This is a genomic window from Marinimicrobium sp. LS-A18 (genome assembly GCF_000463525.1).
GTDB lineage: Bacteria > Pseudomonadota > Gammaproteobacteria > Pseudomonadales > Cellvibrionaceae > Marinimicrobium > Marinimicrobium koreense.
The window spans coordinates 490,937-515,781 of record NZ_AWEP01000006.1 but is presented as its reverse complement, the minus strand read 5'-3'; the positions used below and the strand labels follow the sequence as shown (position 1 = coordinate 515,781).

The window sequence follows — 24,845 nt, the reverse complement described above, 5'->3', positions numbered from 1 at the left end:
AAAAGACAAACGCCGGGCACAAAAAAACCCGCGCCGCCAGAAAGACGACGCGGGTTTTTCAGGGCAACCGCTTAAATATCGAAGCGGTCGGCGTTCATCACCTTGGTCCAGGCGGCGATGAAGTCCTTGACGAACTTCTCCTGGTTATCGTCCTGGGCGTAGACCTCGGCGTAGGCCCGGAGGATGGAGTTGGAGCCAAACACCAGATCGGTGCGCGTTGCGGTCCACTTCACATCACCGGACTTGCGGTCAACAATCTCGTAGAGATTCTTGCCTTTGGGCTCCCAGCGATAGGCCATATCGGTCAGGTTGACGAAGAAGTCGTTGGTCAGCTGACCTTCGCGATCGGTGAACACACCGTGCTTGGTACCGCCGTGGTTGGTACCCAGGGCGCGCATACCACCGATCAGTACGGTCATTTCCGGCGCGGTCAGGCCCAACAACTGGGCGCGATCCAACAACAACTCCTCCGGCTTGACGATGTAATCCTTTTTGAGCCAGTTACGGAAGCCATCGGCGACCGGCTCCAGCGGCTCAAAGGAGTCCACATCGGTCATCTCGTCAGAGGCATCGCCACGGCCCGGTGCAAAGGGCACGCTCACCTTGTGACCGGCGGCTTTCGCCGCCTGCTCGATACCGACGCTACCGCCCAGCACGATTACATCGGCCACGCTCACACCGGCGTCCGCCGCGATCTTTTCGTACACCTTCAGCACCTTGGCCAGACGCTCCGGCTCGTTGCCGGCCCAGTCTTTCTGTGGCGCCAGACGAATGCGCGCGCCATTGGCACCGCCACGCATATCGGAGCCACGGAAGGTGCGGGCACTGTCCCAGGCGGTGCTGACCATCTCACCGATGCTCAGACCACTGTCCGCGATTTTGGCTTTGAGCGCCTCCACGTCGTAGTCTTTCTTGCCGGCCGGGACCGGGTCCTGCCAGATCAGGTCTTCAGACGGCACTTCCGGACCAATGTAACGGTCTTTCGGACCCAGGTCGCGGTGGGTCAGCTTGAACCAGGCGCGGGCGAAGGTATCGCGGAAGTAATCCGGGTCCTTCATGAACTTTTCGCAGATGGCGCGATAGGTCGGGTCCATCTTCATCGCCATATCGGCGTCGGTCATGATCGGGTTGCGACGGACATTGGGATCGCTGGCATCCAGCGGCTTGTCCTCTTCTTTGATGTCGATCGGCTCCCACTGGTTGGCACCGGCGGGGCTCTTCTTCAGCTCCCACTCGTAACCGAACAGCAATTTGAAGTAACCCATGTCGAACTTTGTCGGGTTGGTGGTCCAGGCACCTTCGATACCCGAAGTAATCGCGTTGGCCGCTTTGCCTTTCAGGTTCGCGTTGTACCAGCCCAGGCCCTGCTCGTGCACATCCGCACCCTCGGGCTCGGGACCGAGCGCTTCGGCATCACCATTACCGTGACATTTACCCACGGTGTGGCCACCGGCGGTCAAGGCCGCGGTTTCCTCATCGTTCATCGCCATACGGGCAAAGGTTTCACGAATCTGTGCACCGGTTTTTATCGGGTCCGGCTTGCCGTTGACGCCTTCCGGGTTCACATAGATCAGACCCATCTGCACGGCGGCCAGCGGATTTTCCATGGTGTCCGGCTTGTCGACATTGGCATAACGCTCATCGGAGGGCGCCAACCACTCTTTCTCCGCACCCCAGTAGATGTCTTTCTCCGGGTGCCAGATATCTTCCCGACCGAAGGAGAAGCCGAACGTGGGCAGGCCCATGGACTCATACGCCACATTACCGGACAGGATAATCAGGTCAGCCCAGCTGATTTTGTTGCCGTACTTCTTCTTGATTGGCCACAGCAGACGGCGAGCCTTGTCCAGGCTGGCGTTATCCGGCCAGGAGTTCAGCGGCGCGAAGCGCTGGTTACCGGTGCCACCGCCCCCACGGCCATCGGCAATCCGGTAAGTACCGGCGGCGTGCCAGGCCAGGCGGATCATCAGGCCGCCGTAGTGACCCCAGTCCGCCGGCCACCACTCCTGACTGTCGGTCAACAGGGCGTGAAGGTCTTTTTTCAAAGCCTCAAAATCGAGCTTTTTGACTTCCTCACGGTAGTCGAAATCTTCCCCCATGGGGTCGGTTTTGCGGTCGTGCTGGTGAAGGATGTCAAGGTTGATGGCTTCGGGCCACCAGGACATATTGGACGTGCTGGCGAGCGTTGCGCCGCCATGCATCACCGGGCATTTTCCGGCGCCTGCGTTCTGGTCACTCATCGATCTGCTCCTTTCGCGTTCATTTATGATTACGTGCGGCTATGATCTATACGGTATAGCACAAGAATGGATCTATTGGAGCATAGCAAATCGATTTGCCATCTGTGATAGATTCTCACAAAGGGCGGTATAGCCCCCTGCAATCGCCGCCCGCACGGGCGGCCCTCACGGACGAAGCGCGGGAATCACATGTTGCTCCAACAGCCGCAACTGCTGGCGCAGATAGCGGGAACCAGGGGACGGCGGAGTCGGGTCAGAGGTCATCACCACCGTCAGCTCCAGGGAGGGAACGACATACAGCAGCTGCCCACCATAACCGCGTCCATAGTAGCCGGGCTCACCGCCCAGCGGACGCAGAAACCAGCCGTAGCCGTAGGGATCATCGGTATAGGCGGACTCGCCCCGCCCGGTCCAGGAAGTGTCCACCCAGGCCTCGGGAAACAGCCGCTGCTCCCCTGCCCGGCCGCCATTGCGGTACAGCTCCCCGATGGCGGCCAGTTCCCGCGCCGACATCAGCATATTGTTGCCGCCAAAATAAATGCCCTGGGGGTCCCGATCCCAGGCGGGAAAGGCGATACCCAGCGGTTCTCCCAGCCATTCGCGGGCCAAGGCCAGCGTGCTGCGCCCGGCGCTTTCGGTCAGCGCGGCGGAGAGCAAATGGGTACTACCGGAGGAGTAAAGCATCCGCCCGCCCGGCTTATCCACAAACCGCCGGGTGAGCACATGGTGCACCCAATTGTCACTGGTCACCCAGGCGCCGTAATGGCGACCGGAGGTGCGCTGCAACCCCGCCTGAAGGGACAACAGGTTGCCCAGGGTAATGCGCTCCACCCCTTCCGTGGCCGCCTCCGGCACCTGACCGCCCAGCGCCTCCACAATGGGCTGATCCACCCCCTCCAGAACCCCACGCTCAATCCCGACACCCACCAGCGCCGCGAGCACCGTTTTTGACAGGGATTTGATATTGACCGGCGTATCCAGCCCCGGCCCCCGGATATCCAGCGCGACCACCTCCTCGCCCTGATGCAACACCAACAGCGAGTGCAACCTGGGCAGGCGCTCCGCATCGCGCGCCAGTTCAGAACGCCAGTCGTCCTCATTGGCGAGCACGGCACTGCACGTAAGCAGCAATAGAGAAGCGAACGCTTTGGATAGAAGAGAATGCATAGGTTGACCATGACCTCATTGAAATCAGCAATAAACGTGTGACAAGACCACAACAGGCTACGTCCGCGGACGTGGCGCGGATCTATCGCCCAGGCAGTAGACTCGATTTTGGTTCATCGCCATAATGACCGCTCCCAACCCTCAACAATAAGATCGAGTCCCATGAGAAACGCTAAAGCCCTAATTGTTTTTCTGTCGTGCATCCTGGCAAATTACGCTTCTGCCGAAACCATCGAATCACGGGTGGTCGAAGACGGCGGCACCGGCCCCTACAGTGCCATTATGGCAACAGATGCCTCACTGCCCACACATACCCTGTTCCGGCCCAACAACATCGCCGCGCAGGGCGACGAGAAACTCCCGATTGTGGTCTGGGGCAATGGGGCCTGCTTCGACTCCCCCTGGGAGCATGTGAACTTCCTGAACGAAATCGCCTCCCACGGCTTCATGGTCGTCGCCATCGGCACCATGCCCACAGAAGACGGTGAGCAGAAGACAGAGCGCTCCAGCTCCTCCAAACTGACCGATGCCATCGACTGGGCCATCGCACAGAATGAGAGTGAGAACAGCCCCTACCACAAGGCGCTGGACACGACCGAGATCGGCGTCGCGGGCATGTCCTGCGGCGGACTGCAGGCGCTGGACGTCGCGGACGACCCTCGGGTCAGCACCTTGGGGGTCTTCAATAGCGGCATCTTCAACGAGCCGCCCAAAGATCCACTGCCCGGCATTCCCAACCTGACCAAAAAGCAGTTGGAAAACATCCATACCCCGACGCTGTACCTACTGGGCGGAGAATCCGACATTGCTTACGGCAACGGCATGAACGACGTGGAGCGCATTGACCATGTGCCAGTGTTCGTCGGCAATATGGACGTGGGCCACGGCGGCACCTACGGCCAGCCCCACGGCGGAGAGTTTGCCAGAGTGGCGACCGCCTGGTTTAAATGGCAACTGAAGGACGACGAAACGGCAGGCAAGTTATTTACCGGCAATCCACCGGGGCTGGCCGAGCACCCTGAATGGACCGTCGACAAGAAGAATATGCCTTAGCAAAGTGCCAGGCGATGTGGGAGCAATGGCTCACTGAAACGCGAGCGTCATATAGCTGATGACGACATAGCGAGCCAGTTTACCCGCCGTCACCAACAGCAGAAACCAGCGCAAGCGTATCCGTAACACGCCGGCGATCACGGTCAAGGGGTCCCCAATAATGGGGACCCAGGCAAAGCACAACGACACCATCCCATACTTCCGAACCCGCACCTCGGCCCGGACAAAGTCGTCTTCCGACATCCGCAGCCACTTCTTGACCACCACCAGACTCCCCCAATAGCCCAAGGCATAGTTGGTCAGTGAGCCGAGCACATTGCCGACGGTGGCGACCGAAACCAGAACCACCGGCGACAGGCCGCTCAGCAACAAGGCGCTGAGCACCACCTCGGAGCTGAGGGGCAATATCGTCGCCGCCAGGAATGCGGACAGGAAGAGGCCCAAGTAGCCGAGTTCCGCCAAGTGCTCCATCAATCATCTCACCGAAATGGTAGGCTCAACGCATTGACCTAAACTTCCTTATCAGCCAACCAGGTCAATGCCTCGATCCGGGAGGTAAATTTCGGAATCTGGTTTGATTCCAAAAACTCGTGCAGCGACGTGTGTCGATTGGTATTTGAGCAAACGGTTGTGACCAACTTGCCGCCTTGTACAGCGTCTTGAATGGTATTTTCCAAGGCAAGTACCATGGTGGTATCCAGCGTCGGCACATCGGTGAGGTCGATGAGAATTTTTCTGAAAGCATTCAAGCTGTTTCTCTCGCGTGCCAACGCTCTCGACATACCAAAAATCAACGGACCACTGAAATACAACAAGGCAATGTCACCGCGGTTCTTCTCAAGGATTTTCTTTTCTTCGCTTTCGAGCGAGATGTTATCGTCCACATCGCTGATGACTTGCATATTTCGCTGCGATTGTAATCGGCTCAGCTTGTCGATGGTAATGATGTTTGCGATAAAGACCCCAAGGCCGACCGCTACCATCAGATCCACCAGAACCGTCAGCGCAATGACCAGGTACATGATGAGGGTAGCGCTGGTCGAGACGCGATGAGCCCTCTTCAAAAAGCTCCAATCCAATATGCTAAGACCAACTTTCACAGCGATCGCTGCCAGAATGGCTAGAGGGATATTGGAGGCCAACCCCGAGGCAAACGCGACAACCACCAATAGAACAGCGGCGCGCACGATCCCAGAAAGGGCCGTCCGGGCGCCCGTCTGGATATTCACCACCGTTCCCATGGTAGCGCCAGCGCCAGGCAACCCACCAATAAAGCCTGAAGCGAGGTTTCCGATACCCTGACCGATCAACTCTTTATTGGAGTTGTGCTCATTGCGGGTCAGGCTGTCTGCGATGACCGCCGTCAGCAGGGCATCGATGCAGCCCAACGTCCCCAGCACCATGCCATCGATAAGCATGGTCGTCACCTGATCAGCGGTAAAGTACGGGAGATAGAAATCGGGTATACCCAATGAAATAGGGCCTACCAAACGCAGATTATCGCCGAACAGCAGCAGTGCAATAGTGGTGCCCAGTACCAATACAATGAGCTGCGGGGGCACAACTTTTGCGATGCGTTTTGGGATAAAGAAGAGCGCCAGGAGGGCCGTTAACGAAATAGAAAGCTCAGCCACGCTCAGATTCTTAATAAACTGGGGTATGGCCAACAGGTTATTGAGCACACCGCCGCTGACCGAGGGTTGACCCAGCATGGGGCCGAACTGAAGGATAATGAGAATGATCCCGATACCCGACATAAACCCGGATATCACACTGTAGGGCATCATGGTGATATAACGCCCCAGCTTCAATAGACCGAGCAAAATCTGGAAAAGGCCGGCGATCATCACCACCGTAAATGCCATTGCCAGGCCGTTTTCCGGATGACTCGCCACGAGAGAGGTCAAAACGGCGGTCATGACAACCGTCATCGGGCCAGTCGGCTCGGAGATTAGCGTTGGGGTACCACCGAACAGCGAAGCGAAGAGCCCAACACAAATTGCCCCATATAGGCCAGCCTCCGCACCTGCGCCTGAGGCAACCCCGAATGCAAGGGCCATCGGCAGTGAGACAATGGCCGCGGTCAGACCACCAAAAACATCGCCCCGCAGGTTTTTGAGGTTGATCTGGTTAAAGAGTTGGTTGACAAAACCATACGTCATTGACTTGCATCTCCGTCGACTCGGTGTAGGTTCAGGTACTGAATTGGCTGCTATTGAGCACGAGACAGGAGTATACCACCACCGTCCGGAAACCTAGTAAACCGAGCGCTATCGGCGCTCCGGCGCCACGCCTTCTAGAAACGCCTGGGCTTGCTTTGGGTCTCGAATGTGGACAAAATTTATACGATCATACTCCGGTGACTGAAGTAATGCCTGATATCGTCGCCTGTTTTTATTATAGTTGCGAAAGAACCATAAGAAAATTGAATGCCTTGACGCGAAAGCCATTCGGAAGGACTCACGGTTCCCCGTTTCCGGCCAAAGCTCCTCCTTCGTTATGGCGCGGGACAAAGTACGCCTAAGGAGCTGAAACAGAGTCCTGAAGTACGAATAGTCCAACCAGATGATAGTATCAACGTTCCGCCACTTGATGGCATTTGTCCTACTGTAGTTACCGTCCAGAACCCAGCAGTCTTCCGAAATAGCGGATTCCAATTTCGGGAAAAACTCTTCATTACTCGACTCTACCCAATTGGGCTTCCAGAACATCTGGTCCATATGGATACACGGGTAGCCCAGCTTCTCGGCAAGCAGACTAGAAAACGTGGATTCTCCGCTTCCGGTTGTACCTATGACGTTTACTCTTTTCATTTGTCCTTCTGACACAAGATCACTTTATACTTTTGATCGTCCCGTTCTCTACTATCCACGGACCGGTTCTAGTGCCAACATACAGCGGAGTTTTGTGCAGCAAAGACAAGAAACTGTGAACAGCAATCGGAAGATCATCAACAATATGGGTTGTATAAGGTACGCCACCATCCCCTTTGGGGATGTTGAGACATGAGTTTGACAAAGCTTTTGCACTCACTACATCAAAGGTACTTTTATCTATCTTCACAAAATTGTGGCCACCCACTACCATCACATCAGGATCAGTTGTTGAGGCCAACAAATACACCAGCCAATACTCTTCATCCGACAATACCACCGTATTATAGCGCTCTGAACACCGGATGTTGATGTGGCTTGAAGCTATCTGCCTAGCCTGAAACATAGACTGATGAACAGTTTCTGTCTCAGGAGATTCGTTGTGAGACCAACTGTTATTCAGGTAAGTCAGCTCATGATAACTTTCTATGCCTGATTCGCCAGCCCCCATGAAGTAAACTTTCTGAGCATCGTCGGATATATCAACAACCCAACCTTTGATCCGGGTATCATTTGGTAAAACACCTTTTTCAAAAAGGTAGTCCGTTGCCGATGCCGCAAGGCGGTCCTTCTGATAAATCGCTGCCCCCAGCTCAGACTGCCTCTCTGTCTCCTCTATGTGAGCTTCCGTTACCTTTAAATAATCGGGCTTAGGTTCCTTTACTGGCTGCGCTCCACAGCCAACTGACAACACAGCGACTAATATTATAATAGTAATCTTCATGGCAGATCCTTTCATTATATTTTAGTTCCAGTCGAATCATCATTAACTAAAAGTCCATAACGGGACGAAGGACTCGATCCCCTAAAATCAAATGACCTATGTGAACAGTAAGTTACTGTTCGTTAAACTGGTTCAGGTTCATGGAGGCGAAGCCGCAACGAAAAAGCTGTCGCCGTGATTGGCCTTGTTAGAGCGGGAATAGCTCATTGATACTCTTGGCTTTTGGTTTCGCATTTTCGCTAGGCTCGTATATAGCAATAAGCAACGATTCTAAAACAAGGCGATCAACACCGCACTCTAAAGGTACGAAACGCATATACGACCAAGTGCCCCACCAATCTTTGCTTTTATGTGGAGAAGTTTGGTCATGGAGGCGAGCTTTGACTGCGCGCCCAGTTTGCCCGACATAGACGGCGGCACCTTTATCAGTGAAATACACATACACTGCACCGTTTCCACTGTCACCAAGTTGGCCGCGAGCTTCGAATTGTTCGCGAGTTTTGATTTCGGATCGATCCTCAAACCATGATCTAGCTATAGCCGCTGTGGCAGCCATCGAATGTCGTAGTACGTCTGTTGAAATTGGCATAGTGAAAAGCTCTAACGAGGCTGTAGAAAAACGATTCCCGGAAATCGCCTCTCTGGCGCCTCTCTTCAATTCATGTCTGGCTACTATTTAACCAGATCCGTTCACCATAATCACCCATTATCGACAGTTGAGCCAACTCGAGTGTGGATAAGCCTGTGGATCACGCCATAGCGCCGTAATTGGCTAACTTCTCGATGTTATGCACCAAACAGTATAGCTGCAACTGGCCTTGCACCTTGCGTTCTCCTCGCAAAGAGAACCGATTGAGCCCTTTGTTGGTTCCGATGTTACCAAAAACCGGCTCCACCATCGACATTCTGTGCCCATAAACCTGCTTCCCTTTGAGGCTATGAACTCGTTTCTTCATCCAATCAGTAGCGGTGGGTTTGCGCTTCCCTTTTACCAGGAATGAAACCTGTCGCCCGTGCCCCTTTCGGGTGTCATCGGATTGGGGATTTTTCATGCAGTCCGTTTTTATGGGGCAGTGCCGGCAGTCGGTTAAGCGGCCCTCGAAGGCGATCAGGTGATTACCGCTACTTTGAACGCGCTCGGAATGCAACTACATGGGGTTGCCTTGCGGACAGGTGCATGTTTTCTTGACTGAGTTGAAGTCAAACTCGCTTGCGGGGATTACGCCTTTATCGACACCTTTTCCCGGATGGAGGTGCCCGTACTTGGATTTCTGATCTTTGAACTTGGGGTCTCGGGAGCGGAACTGGTTGTCGGGAATGTAGGCATTGATTTTTTCGGCCTTTAGATACTGGTTGTTCGCTTCGTTTGAAAAACCCATATTGGTGGTGACCACTATTCCATCTTTATAGATGTCGTCGCTTATTCCGATTCGAAAAAACCGGTCTTTAATCGTTCCAAGAATGGGCTTCAAGGTGTGGTGTTCCTGGCCTTCGCAAAAGGCCTGAGCATCAATAATGATCTGATGTTTCTTATCGACCGTTGCGACACCGTTGTAACCTTGAATGGTGCGTTTACTGGTGGTCATTTTGGCCGACTCATTGTCGGTGATGTTGCTTTTGACTTCTTTAGGTCGCTTACCTTGCCCCATACGTGGGGTTGCCGTCTTTAGGAATTGGTCAATCCGATCAAATCCTCTACTCAGCGTATCAGAAGCTTTCTGCAGCTGACGTTTTCGATCCCGTACATTGGGCTTTCGACCATCGAGTTTCTTATGCTCCTTGAGAGCGTGAACTCGAAGGATCCTGGCTGCAACTGCTCCTCAAAATCAATGACTACCATGGTGCTTGGCTGTAGTCGTATTTCTTAAAGTTTGGCATGGCGCCTCGTCTTTTAAGCGATGCCCAATTTTATCAAAAAAAGACCTCATTTTTGGAGTTTTGCTACAGCCTCAACGCCCGGCTTTAGGGCGGACTTGTAGCTTCCGAAAGGCCGTCCCAGACCCGAAGGGGCGATAGCAACCGCTTGCTAGGTGATTTACTTGCTAATGTAAAGCGAAACGTTAATCATGTTCTAAAGCAAAGCAAAAACATTGGGTATCGAAATCGTTACAGCACGTTTCATGGGTCAGACCCAACACCATGTTCTTAAGCATACACGCTCATTTTATAAATATTTCCCTCTATCTATATCCGATTCTAGCGATTCTTGGACGCCCACAAACTTGACGTTATCAACCTCTCCTTTCGGCTATTGATGCCGAACAAAGTAATCTCCTCCGAACACTACATACACAGACTCACCTGGTTCAGCCACGGCCATGATGAAGTCATCATAATTATCTCCATTTACATCACCCGCCGAAGAAACTGATATTACTGATCCGTCGACATCAACCCTAGTGAGATGCTGCGACGAGACAGATAGATCAATCATTCGAGGCAAATCATCAGATCCGTAAATAATGTAAAACTCAGATGGATGTATATAATTTTCATGCTTATTAACAACAACTAAGTCGTTAAATCCGTCTGCATTGATGTCCCCAATAGATTTAGTCTCACATACGGCAGCGCCCAGTATAGTCATAACATTAGCTTGGTCCGAAATCTGTGCGTCCTCCATCTTCTCGACCACTATATTTTTTCTGTGATTCGAGTCGCCAAATACAATGTTTACAAACCCTGAACCGATCGAATTATTACTGTTTGCTGCGATTGACATTTCGTCATATCCATCTCCATTGATGTCCTCAATCAATCCTATACATTCCCCGAAGTTGAACCCGTGTTCAGCTGACGGTTCAATGACTAAGCCGCCATCGATTTCGCTGGCATCATTTGGAATCTCTGTAACATTGTCCCAGTTGCTAGAACCAAAGAATACATATGCTCTTCCTGTGCTATGCTCTCCTTCACTGGAGTCTTTGTCGAACAGGTAGTCTGAAACCAGTATATCGTCGAAGCCATCTCCATTGATGTCCCCGATACTCGAGGGCATCACGCTGGCAAAGGTTCTACCTTTAAAGTGTCTATGATCGTCAGATCTAAGCGTCTGAAATGTGTATATATCAGAGGACTGTGAGGAGTTTGGCAAGGCACTTAGATTGCTGTCACCCGGAACGACATGGAAGGCTTGGTAAGAGATCGATGCTCCAGGGGTACCAAAATAGGCTAGATCATCAAGTCCGTCGCCATTGAAATCCCCAACACCTTTAGACTTGGCTACAAAGAAGTTTCCTGGAATGGAAACAAATCTTTCTGTATACAGGCCCAAGTCATACCTTGAGTTATCTTGAACTTTAACCTGCAAGTTATCAGATTCTGCTCCACCAAAGACGACAAGTGTTTCTGAATTACTTGTGTCGCCAATAATGATATCGCTGTGGCCATCCCCATTAAAATCTCCCAATTTATTTACAGATGTCATGTTTCCGCCTAAATCATATTCCCATGAGAACTGAAAGCCGAAACTAGGGAGAAATTTTTCTCTGATCGGGCTGAGATCATATTCTTTATCAAAGGATGTTCTCCCGTACATAACTGCTACATCAAGTGGACTAAAAAGGTCTCCGCGAGACCGAATTACAATGTCATTAAACTCGTCATCGTTAAAATTACCTACCCCAGCCGAAGCCACGTCGTAATAAACATTACCTCCTGTCACAAACCTTACTTTTTCCAGAAATAGATTTTCAACATCCGCGCTGACTATAGTATTCAAAAGATTGACATTGATTATATATCGTATTCGTTGTCTTCTAATCACACTTGAATGGTCGGCCTCACTTATTGTGAGAGATACAATCTCTTGGCCCAAGAAGCCGGTATTTGGTGTGTATGTAAATACGCAGCTATCAGTCTCATCAATCACTCCGTATAGCGGTTGAGTGTTAATCTCGCAAGACAGGGAGTGCTGCCCATTTAGCCTGGTAAATTCGCGAGTAGGATAGAGTTGATTCGCTGAATTGTGATCGCTTTGTATTACTTCATCTTTTGGTTCCAAAACAATAGCTTGACCACCTTCATCACTACCTATACTTCCTCCTCCGCAGGAGCAAAGTAGAAAAATTAGAGAAAAAATAGACGTCTTTAATAAGCATACATATCGGGAAATCATTTTTTATAGCTCGTGTTTGTTCTTTGAGGTCTAGGATTCAAGTGATAAGTGAAATCGACCATGCTAAGGTGAGCTCTGGTACACCCACAAACTTGACACTACCCGAACCCTTTGCCAGTGTAAATGTCAGCCAGTCGCGTTTACGGAGCACGTTACAGGGGTCAGGTCTTGAAATTTGAATTCAAATTTCAAGACCTGACCCAATATCCTACGTAGTTATCAAATTGATATCAGTCGAACTTGGGTTTTTGCGAACTTCGAGATACATAAAGACTCGCTTTTAGCTAACGCGGAGCTAAAGTGCGCCGTTTTTCGGCGTCACTTTTGAGCGATTTGTTAAATACTTTACGGCTAAAAGGATGATTAGCGGTAGCCAGAAAGCAAGTGTGAAGATTAGGCCGGATATCATGTACGTATGCCTGTTTAGATAAGACCAACCCAGCTCCGTGCCCCAAGGGTACTCTGATAGTTCGTTCTCCGAGGCAAAGATTCCGATGTAAACTGCCTCCAGCCCCAGGATCACGGTGCCGAACACCCCAAAGATGATTAGAAGGATAAGAAGTAGCTTCATCTTCGTTTGGCCTACGTCTGTATTTAACGCCCTGGGTAAGCCGCTGGGACGGAGCTCAGCGTTGTACCGGTCGGCTTCACCCATTTGTTAGATTGGCTAGGCTACACTCAACACCCTCTAGCCCCATCGCTTTTAAGAGCGGGTTGCATCTTCACACGATGTCGTCAGTTTGTCCCACTCCATCGCTGAATGGGTTTCGGGCTGAAAAGAACCAATGACCTCATAAACCCTTTTGGTAACCACAGCACCAACAGCCTTGCACTCTTCTTCACTTGCAAAAGGGCCCTCCGTGTCAACTGCCACTATGGCTCCATCAGCATTGTGGGCGGTGAGGACGAAAATCCAGCTTGCATCACTACGCCCGTTTGGGTCTGCGGCGGCTGCGGTAGCTAAAAATATGAGTGTCAAAAAGAGCCCTTTCATTTGACTTCCTTTCCCGAAAAATTAGACCGCGAAAGCGAGGTCTGGCGAGCATCTTCCACGAACAGCATCGAAAAATTGATCTTCCCCACCAAAAGTGGACACTGATTTAAGCGCACATCTGCGCATACTCATTCTCATAAGCCCTTGGGCTTCTGTAGCCCAATGAGCTGTGTCGCCGGTGGCTATTGTAGAATAGCTCAATGTAATCAAAAACGCAGGAATACGCCTCCTGTTTAGTGCTGATATCTTCGGCGTATAGCGCTTCAACTTTGAACCGAGCGAAGAACGACTCCATAGCGGCGTTGTCCCAGCAGTTGCCTTTGCGACTCATGCTAGGGCGAATACCCTCGTTCAGCAAGAGCGCCTGGTATTCGCCTGACCGGTACTGAACCCCTCTGTCGGAGTGCAATATCAGCCCAGGTTCGACCTTTCGTGAGGCTACGGCCATTCTAAAGGCATCCATGATGAGCTGATTGGTCATGGTGGTATCGAGTGACCAGCCGATAATCTTGCGCGAGAACAGGTCCATGATAACCGCCAAGTACACGAAGCCTTTTTCGACTTTGATGTAAGTGATATCCGACACCCATTTCTCATTAGGCTTGCTGGCGGAGAAATTGCGCCTGAGCAGGTTGTCACTGACGTGGTTCCTGGCCAGCACATCAGGAAAGTACTTGTAGCCCTTTCCGTTCCTTGCTTTAAGCCCTTGTTTTTCCATCAATTTAGCCACCGTGTTCTCACTGATGGGAAAGCCGCTCTCGTTAAGCTCCACCGTCATTCTCGGCGAGCCGTAGCGCGCTTTAAAGCGGTTGAACAAGGCGGTGAGCATTCGCTCCGCGTTCAATCGTCTCAGCTCGCGCGCGCTGGGCGCCCGAGAGCGCCACTTGTAGTAGCCAGAGCGGCTAACACGCGCCCAACGACACATCTTCTGGACCGTGTGCTGCCCTCGAAGCGACTCAATGAAAGCGTACCTCACCACTTGTCTTTGGAGAAGTACGCCGTCGCCTTTTTTAGGAACTCGTTCTCCTCTTTCAGATCCGCCACTTGTCGCTTTAACTTGCGAACCTCTTCGCTCTCTTTCATGGAGTAATCCACCCCCTGGACGCTATTGAACTGCTTATCGGACAGGCGTTTATACTGCCGACGCCAGTTATAGATCTGGCCGGGGTGAATACCGAGCTCTTTCGCTACCTCGGCGGCACTGGTGTTGGGATCATCGGCGCGGCGAACCGCTTCACGCCGGAAATCCTCGGTGTAGTGATTGTACTTGTTCTTCGTCTTCTTGGTCATAATGACACCCTCCGTTAAGTGGGGATTAGGTGTCTACTTTTCTTGGGGAACTCGGACACATAACGCCCGGCTTTAGGGCGGACTTGTAGCTGCGGAGCAGCGGAAAGGCCGTCCCAGCCCCGAAGGGGCGATAACAGCCGCTTGTTAAGCTTATTCACGGCCTGAGTCATTTTGCATTTCCGGGGTGTCTTTGCAGATAGCACAGTGCTGGCCTCGGCGTGACTGGTAGAGTCGGGCGACTGTAAAAACGCTTGCGCTAAGGAACGACCATATGGCGCCTTGCGTAACGGAGTAAAGTACCTCGTGCCCTTTTAGTATCTGTGCACCTGCTATAACAACGAAAGCACCTACTAATACAACAATAAACCGTTTAATCCAAAATCCTTTACTCATATCGGACTCTCATTTTGCCTGCTTAACGCCCGCAATAAGCGGCTGAGTGAAACGAAGTCCGACGCACGTAGTGCGTGTACTTGATTGCTTGGTTATGTGGCGATGTCTTAGTAAGGGCCACAAGTGCTACCCATTGCACGAACGAGTTCTTCATTATCATAGTACTTTACCGACTCGATTCGATTGTCGTCGCTACCGCAACTTGTACATACCGCCAAAATTCCCGCCCCTTCATCCAAGAAAGCAATGCGTCGTTGATCAAGTGCGACTGTTTGATCATTCGGTAATGCATTAGCCGAACGTCCAACAACCGCCCACTCACCACTATCCAGAGCCTTACGACACTCTCCGCCCAAAGAAGAGCACCCAGCGGCCATCATAGCTATGAGGGCAATTAAGGCTCGCTTCATTTCAGTCCACATAACGCCCCAAGCAGGGGCATATTTTGCGTTTTGAGCGCGGCGAAGCAAAATATGTCCCGCTGCCTTGGTTTGTTATGAGCTGGATCAACTGCTAGCCCTGTCATAGCAGAGCGATGAGAACCGCTTTACTTCCAAGCAGCCAATTAACAGCAATAAAACCGAAATTGATACTCCGACCCATGTAACTATGAGTCCAAGTTCTCCACCTATCTTCAACAGGTCTATTCCTGCCACTATTGCCAAAAGCACTACACCAGCGCTGACAAAAAGCACCATCTGCTTCCGACTACTTTTCGAAATTGATGCATTACTCAAGTGACACGAACAGTTAGGACAATAAAATAAGTAGTGGTTTCCCTCTTTCACTTTCTCTTCAAGGTGAAGATATCCAAATTCCTCTCCGCACTTTGGGCATTTCACAACGCCACCCTCCTCTCTATGCGCTCTCTACTCATAACGCCCCCAAGCAGGGGCATATTTTGCGTTTTGAGCGAAGCGAAGCAAAATATGTCCCCCTGCCTTGGCTGGTTATGGCTTGGGTCATTCATCACGCGCATAATCCCATTTATGAACCTCACCCCAGCCTGTAAATATATACGATATTTTTGAGTTCGGACTTTTATATAGGTAACTGTATGAGCATTGTTCTTCCTCGAAAGCTGGAGCGCCCAAATACTTGGGATCTTGATTCTCAGACAAAGCCCTAACTACCCTCTGAGTAGCATACTCTTCGCTGAATGAGCACTCGCCCCAACTTTGAAAAAGAAGGACAATGAGCAAGCAAATAGCCAAAGATACGCTACCGACTACATATTTCATTCTGTACCTGGTTTAGCCATAACGCCCCAAGCATGGGCATATTTTGTGTTTTGAGCGAAGCGAAGCAAAATATGTCCCACTGCCTTGGATTGTTAATTGTCCAACCCCAAACTGTTTGTAACCACTTTTGATAAAACATTAGCCCAGATTGTAAAAGAGGCATTTCCTACACGAGATACCACTCCTCGAGTTTGCTCCCAAATTGAATCGTTGTAGGCGTTTTCAACGAATTCATGCCCGGCCCAAGTCAAATTCATGGGAAGCGCATGAGGACTACCGTGACCTTCGCCTGACACATCGGCGGCCTCGATTAATCCTGCTTGACTGAGCAGATAGCAATGATACCCGACTTCTTCGTTACTGTGACCTTCTACTACAAGGGGTCCTTGGTAGTATCCATGATCCCCGTTATGAATCTCTATGAGTATTTTTCGAACTAAATCCATATTCCTTTTCATGACAAACTCTCCAAGACCAATTAACGCCGCGTACAGAGGCGCGAGCTTGCGAGCGTCCTGCCGCCGCTTGCGGCGGCGAACTGGTACGCTTGGTTAGGCATTTGCGACTTTAGCCCCATTAATAGAACCTGTAATTGAAACAACTAGTAGAACGGCTGCTAGGAGTGGGTAAAAGCCTATTAGTAAAAGCTGAACTATTAGAGAGCTTAAAAAAATTAATACTCCAGCGCCACCAAGTTTAAAGGGCACGACTTTAGATGTTGTGTAGCTTGCGAAAAAGCATGCGGCTATATTTATAGGGAAAAGAAAGACAACGGATATAATTGCTTGCCCAATCTGTTGCTCGCCACTGCTTAGTGTGCCGGGAACGGCAGAGCTGAACACTAAAGCCAGAAAACAAGTTATTAGAGCAGCACTGCCGCTATAAAAACAACCCTTTAGAAGTGGCTTAATCATAAATATGCCTAACGCCCGCCATAAACGGCCGAGTGAAACGAGGTCCGGCGACCGAAGGGAGCGTATTTAATGGCATGGTTATGAATTAAAGCCAATTATTACCCCCAAAGCTACTAAGCCCACTGCGCTTCCCCCCAATATGAACCGAAGCGCCTTCACAAACGTGACGAGCGACCTAAATTCTGGGTGTGTCGGCAGCTCTAGTTCATCGCCAATTCTAACAGCTTCTTCGCGGATGAGTTTCAGGCCAGGGAGGCTTCTATGTGAAAGCCCTGCACCAAATGTGCAAAGGACAAAAGGTAAGACCAATGCCGCCGCCATATATGGGGTTTCTTGGTTCTTAATCACGTAAGCCGCGACAGCACCCGAAATGCCTAGAAAGAACACGCAAAGCTTTAATGCAAGCTCCCAGTGGAACTTGTAAAGATCTACGTACTGATTTAATTGGTTCCAAAGGTTAGTTTCATTCATATTCATAACGCCCGCATTTGGGGCCGAAGTGTAGCGCAGCGGAACGGAGGTCCCAGCCGCGATAGCGGCGACAACATGCGCTGGTTATGAGTTGCATATTTCTACCCCATTTTTACGGAGATACTTGATCAGGTGGAAATTATAGGCCTCGGCATATACCGGCGCTATCGCCTGATACCTTCTCTCCGCGTAACTATCAATTACGTTATCGAGACTGAGATACTTTACATTACTCCCATGTTCGCAACTCTTATCCATAAGCGGAACTTCCTCAGTCAGCATGCCAGAAATACCGAGTAGCCTATAATCTCCCTCTTTAGCTGCGGATATAGCATCATCTTCAGGGCTTGCTGTGAGAATCCATCTAAATTCCTCGCTGCTCTTTTTATCGACTGCACAAGAGGAAAAGAGCAATGCTAAAGCAACGATCCTTAGAATCTTCATGGGACGAAATACTCATAACATTTGTATATCGCGCATGCGCAATATCCCTCCGAGCATTCACTCGAAGAGCTTTTCGCAACTATCTGATATTCGGGTACTTTCATGCTGAACATCCAAGTTGTCAGGGTGAAAAAGCGTGCATGCGCGTTTTTCTGACGGGCGGTGCGCGTTAATTCGCCGCCCGGTTTGGTAATGCATTGAATTTATTGTCTTTTTTATGAGCCACGGTGTGTAAACGAGCGCGCTCGGTTTACAAAGTGTGCCCGATTTTGGCTCGGCTGCCAATATACTGTATGGATTGATCAGAATTTAACCTTCCCTGACTTTCAGCTCAGGCTGCCTCGTGCGCACTCTCCCTGGCTATGATCTGCTCCAGCTCCGGCAGGCACGAGCCGCAGCCGGTGCCGGCGGTGGTTTCGGCGCTGAGGGCGTCGACGGTGTCGATTCCTTTTTCGCGGATGGCGTTGCACAGGGTGTTGTAGCCCACCTGTTTGCAGGCGCACACCAGCTTGCCCTGGCTGTGTTGCTGGTCCGGCTTGCCGCTGAGCAGAGCGCGCATGGCGGTAGCGGCGAAGTCGCCTTCGAGCAGGTCGCCGAGCCAACTGAAATCCCGGGTGCCGAATTGTTTGGCGACGGAGAAGGCGATATGCAGTTGGCCTTCGCGCACAAAGGCGCGCCGGAATTCGCCGCGCTCGGGGTGGCCGAAGGCGAGTTGTTGGTCGCCGTTCTGGCACAGGCTCTGGAGTTGTTTATCCAGGTCGGCGGGGTGCTGTTCGCTGGCGATACGATAGAGGTAGCCGCCGTTGACCCGACGCATGGCCCAGTAGTCGGCTTCCAGTTCGGGCAGTGGGGTTCGGCTGACCAGCAGGGCTTCGGCCTGTTCGTACCAGGGCTGGACCTGAACCGGGGTGTATTTGTTTTCCGGCTGGCCGGAGGTGGGGTCGACGTATTCACCTACCAGGGCGGCCACTCGCGCGCGGCTGGCGTGTACGTCGTTCCAGTGCATGGGCATGAAGACTTCACCCAGATTGACCTGGTCGGTGAGCTGCACCCGCACCCGCGCCTGCCCCTGTCGGCTGGTGACATCGGCGAGGGCGCCGTCTTTCAGTTGGTAGCGCCCGGCATCTTTGGGGTGAACGCTGATAAACGGCTCCGGCAGGTGGCCGCACAGGCGCGAGGCCAGGCCGGTGCGGGTCATGCTGTGCCATTGGTCGCGGATGCGGCCGGTGTTCAGGGTCAGGGGGTAGTGGCTGTCCACCTGGGTGGCCGGTGCGCGATAACGTACCGACACGAACCGCCCTCGGCCGGAGGGGGTAAAGAACACGCCATCGCCAAACAGGCGCTGGTCACCGTCGGGCAACGGGGCTTTCGTCGGCAGCGGCCATTGCCGCGGCGGCAGGCTGTCGTAATCATTCAGGGTCAAGTGACTATAGTGACCCAGATCGAGATCCCGGGTGCCATTATTGTCGGTAGCGGTCAGGCGGGCGTATTCGCTGAACACTTCGGCTTCGCTGGCGTAGTCGAAGGCTCGACCGTAGCCCATCTGTTTGGCCACGGCGGCGATGATCCACCAGTCCGGCCTTGCGCCCCCCAGGGGCGGCAGCAAGGCCCGCTGGCGGGAAATGCACCGCTCGGAGTTGGTGACGGTGCCGGATTTTTCAGCCCAGCCGGCGGCGGGCAGCAGCACGTCGGCCAGGCGCGTGGTGTCGGTGTCTTCAATACAGTCGGACACCACCACCAGCGGACAGTCCTTCAGGGCCTGTTTGACTTTGTCGGCGTTGGGCAGGCTCATGACCGGGTTGGTGGCCATGATCCAGATGGCTTTGATTTTGCCGGAGGCGACGGCGTCGAACATGTCCACGGCTTTCAGGCCGGGACGGGTGGCGAGGTTGTCCGCTTTCCAGAAGTCCCGCACCAGTTGCCAATGCTCCGGGTGGTCAAACTCCATATGGGCCGCCAGGGTGTTCGCCAGCCCGCCGACTTCACGCCCACCCATGGCATTGGGCTGGCCGGTGACGGAGAACGGCCCCATGCCCGCCCGGCCGATACGGCCGGTGGCCAGGTGACAATTAATGATGGCATTGACCTTGTCGGTGCCGGCGGTGGACTGATTCACCCCCTGGGAGTAGACGGTGACGGTTTTCTCGGTCTGGGCGTACCACTGGAAAAAGGTTTCCAACTGATAGTCGGCGACGCCGAGTTGTTGAGCCAGTGCCGGGCGCTGGCCAGCGTCTTCCATGGCGGCCACCAGGGCTTCGGTAAAATGCTCGGTATGGGCTTGGACAAAGTCTTCGTCAATAGCGTTGTGTTGGGCCAGATAACTGAGCAGACCATTGAACAACGCCACATCTGTGCCCGGATGAATGGGCAGATGCAGGTCGGCGATATCGCAGGTGTCGGTTCGGCGCGGGTCGATCACCACCACCTTCATATGAGGGCGCTGCTGTTTGGCGGCCTTGATGCGCTGGAACAATACCGGGTGGCACCAGGCGAGATTGGAGCCGGTGAGTACAATCATGTCCGCCTGTTCCAGATCGGTGTAGCAGCCCGGCACCGTATCGCTGCCAAAGGCGCGCTTGTGCCCGGCGACGCTGGAGGACATGCACAAGCGGGAATTGGTGTCGATATTGCCGCTGCCGATAAAGCCCTTCATCAACTTGTTGGCCAGGTAGTAGTCTTCCGTCAACAGTTGCCCGGACACATAAAAGGCCACCGAGTCCGGGCCGTGCTCAACAATGGTATCCACAAAACCCTGAGCCACGGTCTGCAGCGCGTGATTCCAACTGGTCTGTTCGCCGTGCACTTTCGGGTGAAGCAGTCGACCGGTGTCCACCAGAGTCTCCCCCAGCGCCAGGCCTTTGGAGCAGAGCCGCCCCAGGTTGGCCGGGTGGGTTTCGTCTCCCTCGATCAACACCTTCCGTGCCTCGGTATTCACCGTGGCCTTTATGCCACAGCCAACACCACAGTAGGCACAGGTGGTCTGTACCGTGGACTCGGCTTGGGCGGTGGGAATGGGTTCGTACCGATGAACTGTCATGGATCAACCTGCAATATAGAAAGTGTTTGTTGTCATCACGCCTTCTAGTACTGCAATCGCCACGCCAATTTCTTTTCCTGCCATTAAATGGCGGTCGTTCGGCCGAATTCACCTCAGTTCACGCACTCATTCCAACGAAAAATCTGCAAGAGCACCGGGATAGCGCACGACGCACCACCACTTGCACACTTTCAACGCAAATTGCTCATAGCCCGCCTGCACCGTTTTGCATTATTTCAGCGCACCTTTGCACGGCCGTGGTGCTCGTTTCGCGTGAACTTGTAACGCATAAAAATCCCGCGCTGCAGAATGTGTGCCCGCTAAGCGCATGAAAAATAAGGGGTTATCAACTTTTTCATAGGGTTTGTCAGTGAATGGCACTGTCTTTGCTCTAGCCCAACCATGCATTCGTAAAATGATTTTTCAGGGCAACCGTTATGAACTCCATGAACATTGAACCTTTGATTCCCTCGGCCAAGCCGACCCGCTCGACTCCCGCATCAACCGGGAAAGTATGGCTGGTGGGTGCCGGCCCCGGCGATGCCGAGTTGCTGACCCTGAAAGCACTGCGCGCGATTGAAAGCGCAGACATCATTTTTTACGACCAGTTGGTGAGTGCGGATATTCGCGCGCTGTTTCCGAACGGCACCCCCGCACTTTATGTCGGCAAATCGAAAAATCATCACAGCATTGCGCAGGACGATCTGAATCAGCGCCTGGTGGACCAGGCGCTGATGGGCAAAACCGTATGCCGCATTAAAGGCGGCGACCCCTTTGTGTTTGGCCGCGGCGGTGAGGAACTGATGACCCTGCGTCAGGCCGGTGTGAACGCCGAGGTGGTACCGGGTATTACCGCCGCCTCCGGTTGCAGCAGCAGCGCCCATATGCCCTTGACCCATCGCGGTGTGTCCCAGGGTTGCACCCTGGTGACCGGCCACGGCGAAACCGAAGTGACCGCCAACTGGCAGGCGCTGGCGCAACTGAATCACACCCTGGTGTTTTATATGGGCGTGAGCCGGTCGGAAGAGATTGCCGGGCAACTGATGACCCACGGTTTGAGTGGCGATACGCCAGCCGCGTTTATTGAAAACGGATGCCGGGCGAATCAGCGGGTGTTGACCACCACGTTGGGAGCGTTGGCCGAGACCGCCGAGCGCGACGCAGTGCAATCACCGGCATTGATTGTGGTGGGGGATGTGGTGCGGTTGGCGGACCAGTTGGCGCCGGAGCAGTTTTTGAGTGAAGCGCAGCAGCGGTCGATTGCGTAGGCCGAAGGCCGTCATCCACCAATACCGGTAAAACCGGAATCAGAATTTTGAGTTTAGTCAGGAGTGGTTTTATGAAACAGCGCATTATTGTGGTCGGCAACGGCATGGTCGGGCATAAGTTTATCGACACTTTATTGAGTGTGGAGAACGCCGGTGATTACGAGATCATCACCTTTTCCGAAGAGCCGCGCCTGGCCTATGACCGGGTCAAGCTGAGCAGCTACTTTGACGGCTCCACAGTCGAGGATCTGGCGCTGACCACCGAGGACGATTACCGCGAGCGCGGCGTGGTGTACACCCTGAACGATAAGGTGGTGAGCATCCAGCCGGACGAGCAGACGGTGACCACGGCGAGCGGCCGTACCGAGGCCTATGACAAGCTGGTGTTGGCCACGGGCTCCTATCCGTTTGTGCCCCCCATCCCCGGTGGGGATCAGGATCACTGCCTGGTGTACCGCACCATTGAAGACCTGGAAGCCATTACCGCCTCGGCCCAGAACAGTCAGGTGGGCGCGGTCATCGGCGGCGGTCTGCTCGGCCTGGAAGCGGCCAATGCGCTCAAGAACCTGGGGCTGAAAACCCACGTGCTGGAATTTTCCAATGGTCTGATGGCCCGTCAGTTGGATGAAGGCGGCGGCCAACTGCTGTGCCGGAAAATCGAAAAACTGGGTGTAAGTGTGCACACCGGCAAGAACACCAAGGAAATTATCGAAGGTGATGAGTGCCGCTTCCGGATGAACTTCGCCGATGGCTCACACCTGGAAACCGATATGGTGATTTTCTCCGCCGGTATTCGCCCGCGGGATGAACTCGCCAAGCAGGCGGGCCTGGCAATGGGTGAACGCGGCGGCATCGCCATCAATAACCACTGCCAGACCTCGGCGGACAACGTCTACGCCATTGGCGAATGTGCCCTGTGGAACAACCAGATTTTCGGCCTGGTGGCCCCGGGTTACCAGATGGCCAAAATTGCCGTTGAGCATATTCAGGGCCGCGCCGAGCAATCCTTCACCGGCGCCGACATGAGCACCAAGCTGAAGCTGCTCGGCGTGGACGTGGGCAGTGTCGGCGATGCCCTGGCAATGACACCCGGCGCCCAGAGCTATACCTACAGCGACGGTGTGTCCGAAGTGTACAAACGCCTGATCGTCTCCGAAGACGGCAAGAAACTACTGGGCGCGGTATTGGTGGGCGACACCGACGCCTACGGCACGCTGCAACAGATCTGCGTGAACGGGATGGACCTGCCCGCTTCACCGGAGCAGTTGATTCTGCCCGCCACCGACGGCGAGGCACCGGTGGGCATGGGTGTGGATGCCCTGCCCGACACGGCCCAGATCTGCTCCTGCCACGATGTCACCAAAGGCTCGATTCGCGAAGCGGTGCAGAATGGCTGTACCGATATGGGCGGCATCAAGTCCTGTACCGGCGCCGCCACCGGCTGTGGTGGTTGCGCGGCACTGACCAAGCAGGTGATGGACGCCGAGCTGAGCGCCCTGGGTGTGGAGGTGAACAACCACCTGTGCGAGCACTTCGAGTACAGCCGTCAGGAGCTGGCCGATATTGTCCGCGTCAAGCAGATCAAAACCTTTGATGAGCTGTTGGCGAGTCACGGTAAGGGCCTGGGCTGCGATATCTGTAAGCCTACGGCCGGTTCGATTCTCGCGTCCTTCTGGAACGATTACGTTCTGAAGGAAGAGCACCTGGGCCTGCAGGACACCAACGACATTTATCTGGGCAATATGCAGAAGGACGGCACTTACTCCGTAGTGCCCCGAGTGGCCGGGGGCGAAATCACCCCGGAAAAACTGATCGTGCTCGGTGAGGTCGCGAAGGAGTTCAACCTGTACACCAAAATTACCGGTGGTCAGCGGGTGGACCTGTTCGGTGCGCAATTGCACCAGTTGCCGATCATCTGGAAAAAACTGATCGACGCCGGTTTTGAAACCGGCCACGCCTACGGGAAATCCGTGCGCACGGTGAAATCCTGTGTGGGCAGCACCTGGTGCCGATACGGGGTGCAGGACAGCGTGGATATGGCCATCGCCATCGAGAACCGCTACAAGGGCCTGCGTGCGCCGCACAAAATCAAGTTTGCCGTATCCGGCTGTACCCGCGAGTGCGCCGAAGCCCAGTCGAAGGACATCGGCGTGATTGCCACGGAAAAAGGCTGGAACCTGTACGTGTGCGGCAATGGCGGCATGCGTCCGCGCCACGCGGACCTGTTCGCCACCGACCTGGACGACGACACGCTGATTCAGTACATCGACCGGATTCTGATGTTCTACATCCGCACCGCCGACCGCTTGCAGCGCACCTCGGTGTGGATGGAGAACCTGGAAGGCGGTCTGGATTACCTGAAAGAAGTGGTAATTGAAGACAAGCTGAGCATCGGCCGGGAATTGGAAGATGACATGACCCGCAACCTGGCCAACTATCAATGCGAGTGGAAAACCACGCTGGAAGATCCGGAAAAGCTCAAGCGCTTCCGCCACTTTATCAACAGTGACGAGATCGATGACAACCTCGCCTATGTGGCCGAGCGCGGGCAGCGTCGCCCCGCCACCGACGAGGAGCGCAAAAACCGCATTCCGTTGGTGGAAATCCGTTCCTGAAGTT

At 53.4% G+C, this 24,845-nt stretch carries 19 protein-coding genes; 3 read left to right on the top strand and 16 right to left on the bottom strand.

The window, feature by feature from the left end; genetic code table 11:
* Positions 1–71 precede the first annotated feature (71 nt).
* Both katG and N645_RS0113550 read right to left on the bottom strand, forming a co-directional pair.
* Positions 72–2,240 (bottom strand): catalase/peroxidase HPI, encoded by a 2,169-nt coding sequence (gene katG / locus N645_RS17135; RefSeq protein WP_036161396.1) that lies wholly within the window; start codon positions 2,238–2,240, stop codon positions 72–74.
* Between the two features lie 165 nt (positions 2,241–2,405).
* On the bottom strand, positions 2,406–3,407 hold the full coding sequence (locus tag N645_RS0113550; RefSeq protein ID WP_024462054.1) for a serine hydrolase: 1,002 nt from the start codon (positions 3,405–3,407) through the stop codon (positions 2,406–2,408).
* A gap of 162 nt (positions 3,408–3,569) precedes the next feature.
* Between N645_RS0113550 and N645_RS0113545 the strand changes: the two genes are divergently transcribed.
* Positions 3,570–4,460 carry an alpha/beta hydrolase gene (locus tag N645_RS0113545; RefSeq protein WP_024462053.1) on the top strand — a complete coding sequence of 297 codons (891 nt, stop codon included), beginning with the start codon at positions 3,570–3,572 and terminating at the stop codon, positions 4,458–4,460.
* 30 nt (positions 4,461–4,490) lie between these two features.
* Here N645_RS0113545 and N645_RS0113540 read toward each other — a convergent pair whose 3' ends face one another.
* The 14 genes from N645_RS0113540 to N645_RS0113465 all read right to left on the bottom strand — a co-directional run bounded on the left by N645_RS0113540 (position 4,491) and on the right by N645_RS0113465 (position 20,958).
* Positions 4,491–4,931: a YqaA family protein gene (locus N645_RS0113540; RefSeq protein ID WP_024462052.1), complete on the bottom strand. Its 441-nt coding sequence runs from the start codon at positions 4,929–4,931 to the stop codon at positions 4,491–4,493.
* A gap of 38 nt (positions 4,932–4,969) precedes the next feature.
* A complete protein-coding gene (locus tag N645_RS17130) occupies positions 4,970–6,622 on the bottom strand; it encodes a SulP family inorganic anion transporter (protein ID WP_036161393.1) in 1,653 nt (550 codons plus the stop codon).
* Positions 6,623–7,292: 670 nt separating this feature from the next.
* Entirely contained in the window at positions 7,293–8,057 is a 765-nt protein-coding gene (locus tag N645_RS0113525; protein WP_024462050.1) for a hypothetical protein, read from the bottom strand.
* Between the two features lie 749 nt (positions 8,058–8,806).
* Positions 8,807–9,205, bottom strand: coding sequence for a transposase (locus tag N645_RS18090; protein WP_152521716.1), 399 nt, complete (start codon positions 9,203–9,205; stop codon positions 8,807–8,809).
* A complete protein-coding gene (locus N645_RS18085; protein ID WP_152521715.1) occupies positions 9,206–9,643 on the bottom strand; it encodes a hypothetical protein in 438 nt (145 codons plus the stop codon). It abuts the gene before it with no gap.
* Between the two features lie 662 nt (positions 9,644–10,305).
* Entirely contained in the window at positions 10,306–12,174 is a 1,869-nt protein-coding gene (locus tag N645_RS0113505; protein WP_081666151.1) for an integrin alpha, read from the bottom strand.
* A gap of 703 nt (positions 12,175–12,877) precedes the next feature.
* Positions 12,878–13,168, bottom strand: coding sequence for a hypothetical protein (locus tag N645_RS0113495; protein WP_024462045.1), 291 nt, complete (start codon positions 13,166–13,168; stop codon positions 12,878–12,880).
* A 106-nt stretch (positions 13,169–13,274) separates the two neighbouring features.
* Complete coding sequence (locus N645_RS0113490) at positions 13,275–14,144, bottom strand: IS3 family transposase (RefSeq protein WP_024461507.1); 870 nt, start codon at positions 14,142–14,144, stop codon at positions 13,275–13,277.
* On the bottom strand, positions 14,141–14,458 hold the full coding sequence (locus tag N645_RS0113485) for a transposase (protein ID WP_024461506.1): 318 nt from the start codon (positions 14,456–14,458) through the stop codon (positions 14,141–14,143). The genes N645_RS0113490 and N645_RS0113485 overlap by 4 nt, the downstream gene beginning before the upstream one ends.
* Before the next feature lie 1,726 nt (positions 14,459–16,184).
* On the bottom strand, positions 16,185–16,550 hold the full coding sequence (locus N645_RS17875; RefSeq protein WP_081666147.1) for a DUF2513 domain-containing protein: 366 nt from the start codon (positions 16,548–16,550) through the stop codon (positions 16,185–16,187).
* Positions 16,551–16,643: 93 nt separating this feature from the next.
* Positions 16,644–17,006 (bottom strand): hypothetical protein, encoded by a 363-nt coding sequence (locus N645_RS18080; protein WP_152521714.1) that lies wholly within the window; start codon positions 17,004–17,006, stop codon positions 16,644–16,646.
* Positions 17,007–17,084: 78 nt separating this feature from the next.
* On the bottom strand, positions 17,085–17,483 hold the full coding sequence (locus N645_RS0113475; RefSeq protein ID WP_024462044.1) for a hypothetical protein: 399 nt from the start codon (positions 17,481–17,483) through the stop codon (positions 17,085–17,087).
* 78 nt (positions 17,484–17,561) lie between these two features.
* Positions 17,562–17,921, bottom strand: a complete 360-nt coding sequence (locus N645_RS0113470; RefSeq protein WP_024462043.1) for a hypothetical protein — start codon at positions 17,919–17,921, stop codon at positions 17,562–17,564.
* Positions 17,922–18,252: 331 nt separating this feature from the next.
* Positions 18,253–20,958, bottom strand: a complete 2,706-nt coding sequence (locus tag N645_RS0113465; protein WP_024462042.1) for a nitrate reductase — start codon at positions 20,956–20,958, stop codon at positions 18,253–18,255.
* A 446-nt stretch (positions 20,959–21,404) separates the two neighbouring features.
* Between N645_RS0113465 and cobA the strand changes: the two genes are divergently transcribed.
* Entirely contained in the window at positions 21,405–22,226 is an 822-nt protein-coding gene (gene cobA, locus N645_RS0113460; protein ID WP_051174493.1) for a uroporphyrinogen-III C-methyltransferase, read from the top strand.
* Positions 22,227–22,297: 71 nt separating this feature from the next.
* Positions 22,298–24,841 carry a nitrite reductase large subunit NirB gene (gene nirB / locus N645_RS0113455; protein WP_024462040.1) on the top strand — a complete coding sequence of 848 codons (2,544 nt, stop codon included), beginning with the start codon at positions 22,298–22,300 and terminating at the stop codon, positions 24,839–24,841.
* Positions 24,842–24,845 lie beyond the last annotated feature (4 nt).

Coding starts and splice junctions, on each gene's coding strand:
- katG (WP_036161396.1), bottom strand. CDS start 2,240: ATGAGTGACCAGAACGCAGGCGCCGGAAAATGCCCGGTGATGCATGGC.
- N645_RS0113550 (WP_024462054.1), bottom strand. CDS start 3,407: ATGCATTCTCTTCTATCCAAAGCGTTCGCTTCTCTATTGCTGCTTACG.
- N645_RS0113545 (WP_024462053.1), top strand. CDS start 3,570: ATGAGAAACGCTAAAGCCCTAATTGTTTTTCTGTCGTGCATCCTGGCA.
- N645_RS0113540 (WP_024462052.1), bottom strand. CDS start 4,931: ATGGAGCACTTGGCGGAACTCGGCTACTTGGGCCTCTTCCTGTCCGCA.
- N645_RS17130 (WP_036161393.1), bottom strand. CDS start 6,622: ATGACGTATGGTTTTGTCAACCAACTCTTTAACCAGATCAACCTCAAA.
- N645_RS0113525 (WP_024462050.1), bottom strand. CDS start 8,057: ATGAAGATTACTATTATAATATTAGTCGCTGTGTTGTCAGTTGGCTGT.
- N645_RS18085 (WP_152521715.1), bottom strand. CDS start 9,643: ATGACCACCAGTAAACGCACCATTCAAGGTTACAACGGTGTCGCAACG.
- N645_RS0113505 (WP_081666151.1), bottom strand. CDS start 12,174: ATGATTTCCCGATATGTATGCTTATTAAAGACGTCTATTTTTTCTCTA.
- N645_RS0113495 (WP_024462045.1), bottom strand. CDS start 13,168: ATGAAAGGGCTCTTTTTGACACTCATATTTTTAGCTACCGCAGCCGCC.
- N645_RS0113485 (WP_024461506.1), bottom strand. CDS start 14,458: ATGACCAAGAAGACGAAGAACAAGTACAATCACTACACCGAGGATTTC.
- N645_RS17875 (WP_081666147.1), bottom strand. CDS start 16,550: ATGAAAAGGAATATGGATTTAGTTCGAAAAATACTCATAGAGATTCAT.
- N645_RS18080 (WP_152521714.1), bottom strand. CDS start 17,006: ATGATTAAGCCACTTCTAAAGGGTTGTTTTTATAGCGGCAGTGCTGCT.
- N645_RS0113475 (WP_024462044.1), bottom strand. CDS start 17,483: ATGAATATGAATGAAACTAACCTTTGGAACCAATTAAATCAGTACGTA.
- N645_RS0113470 (WP_024462043.1), bottom strand. CDS start 17,921: ATGAAGATTCTAAGGATCGTTGCTTTAGCATTGCTCTTTTCCTCTTGT.
- N645_RS0113465 (WP_024462042.1), bottom strand. CDS start 20,958: ATGACAGTTCATCGGTACGAACCCATTCCCACCGCCCAAGCCGAGTCC.
- cobA (WP_051174493.1), top strand. CDS start 21,405: ATGAACATTGAACCTTTGATTCCCTCGGCCAAGCCGACCCGCTCGACT.
- nirB (WP_024462040.1), top strand. CDS start 22,298: ATGAAACAGCGCATTATTGTGGTCGGCAACGGCATGGTCGGGCATAAG.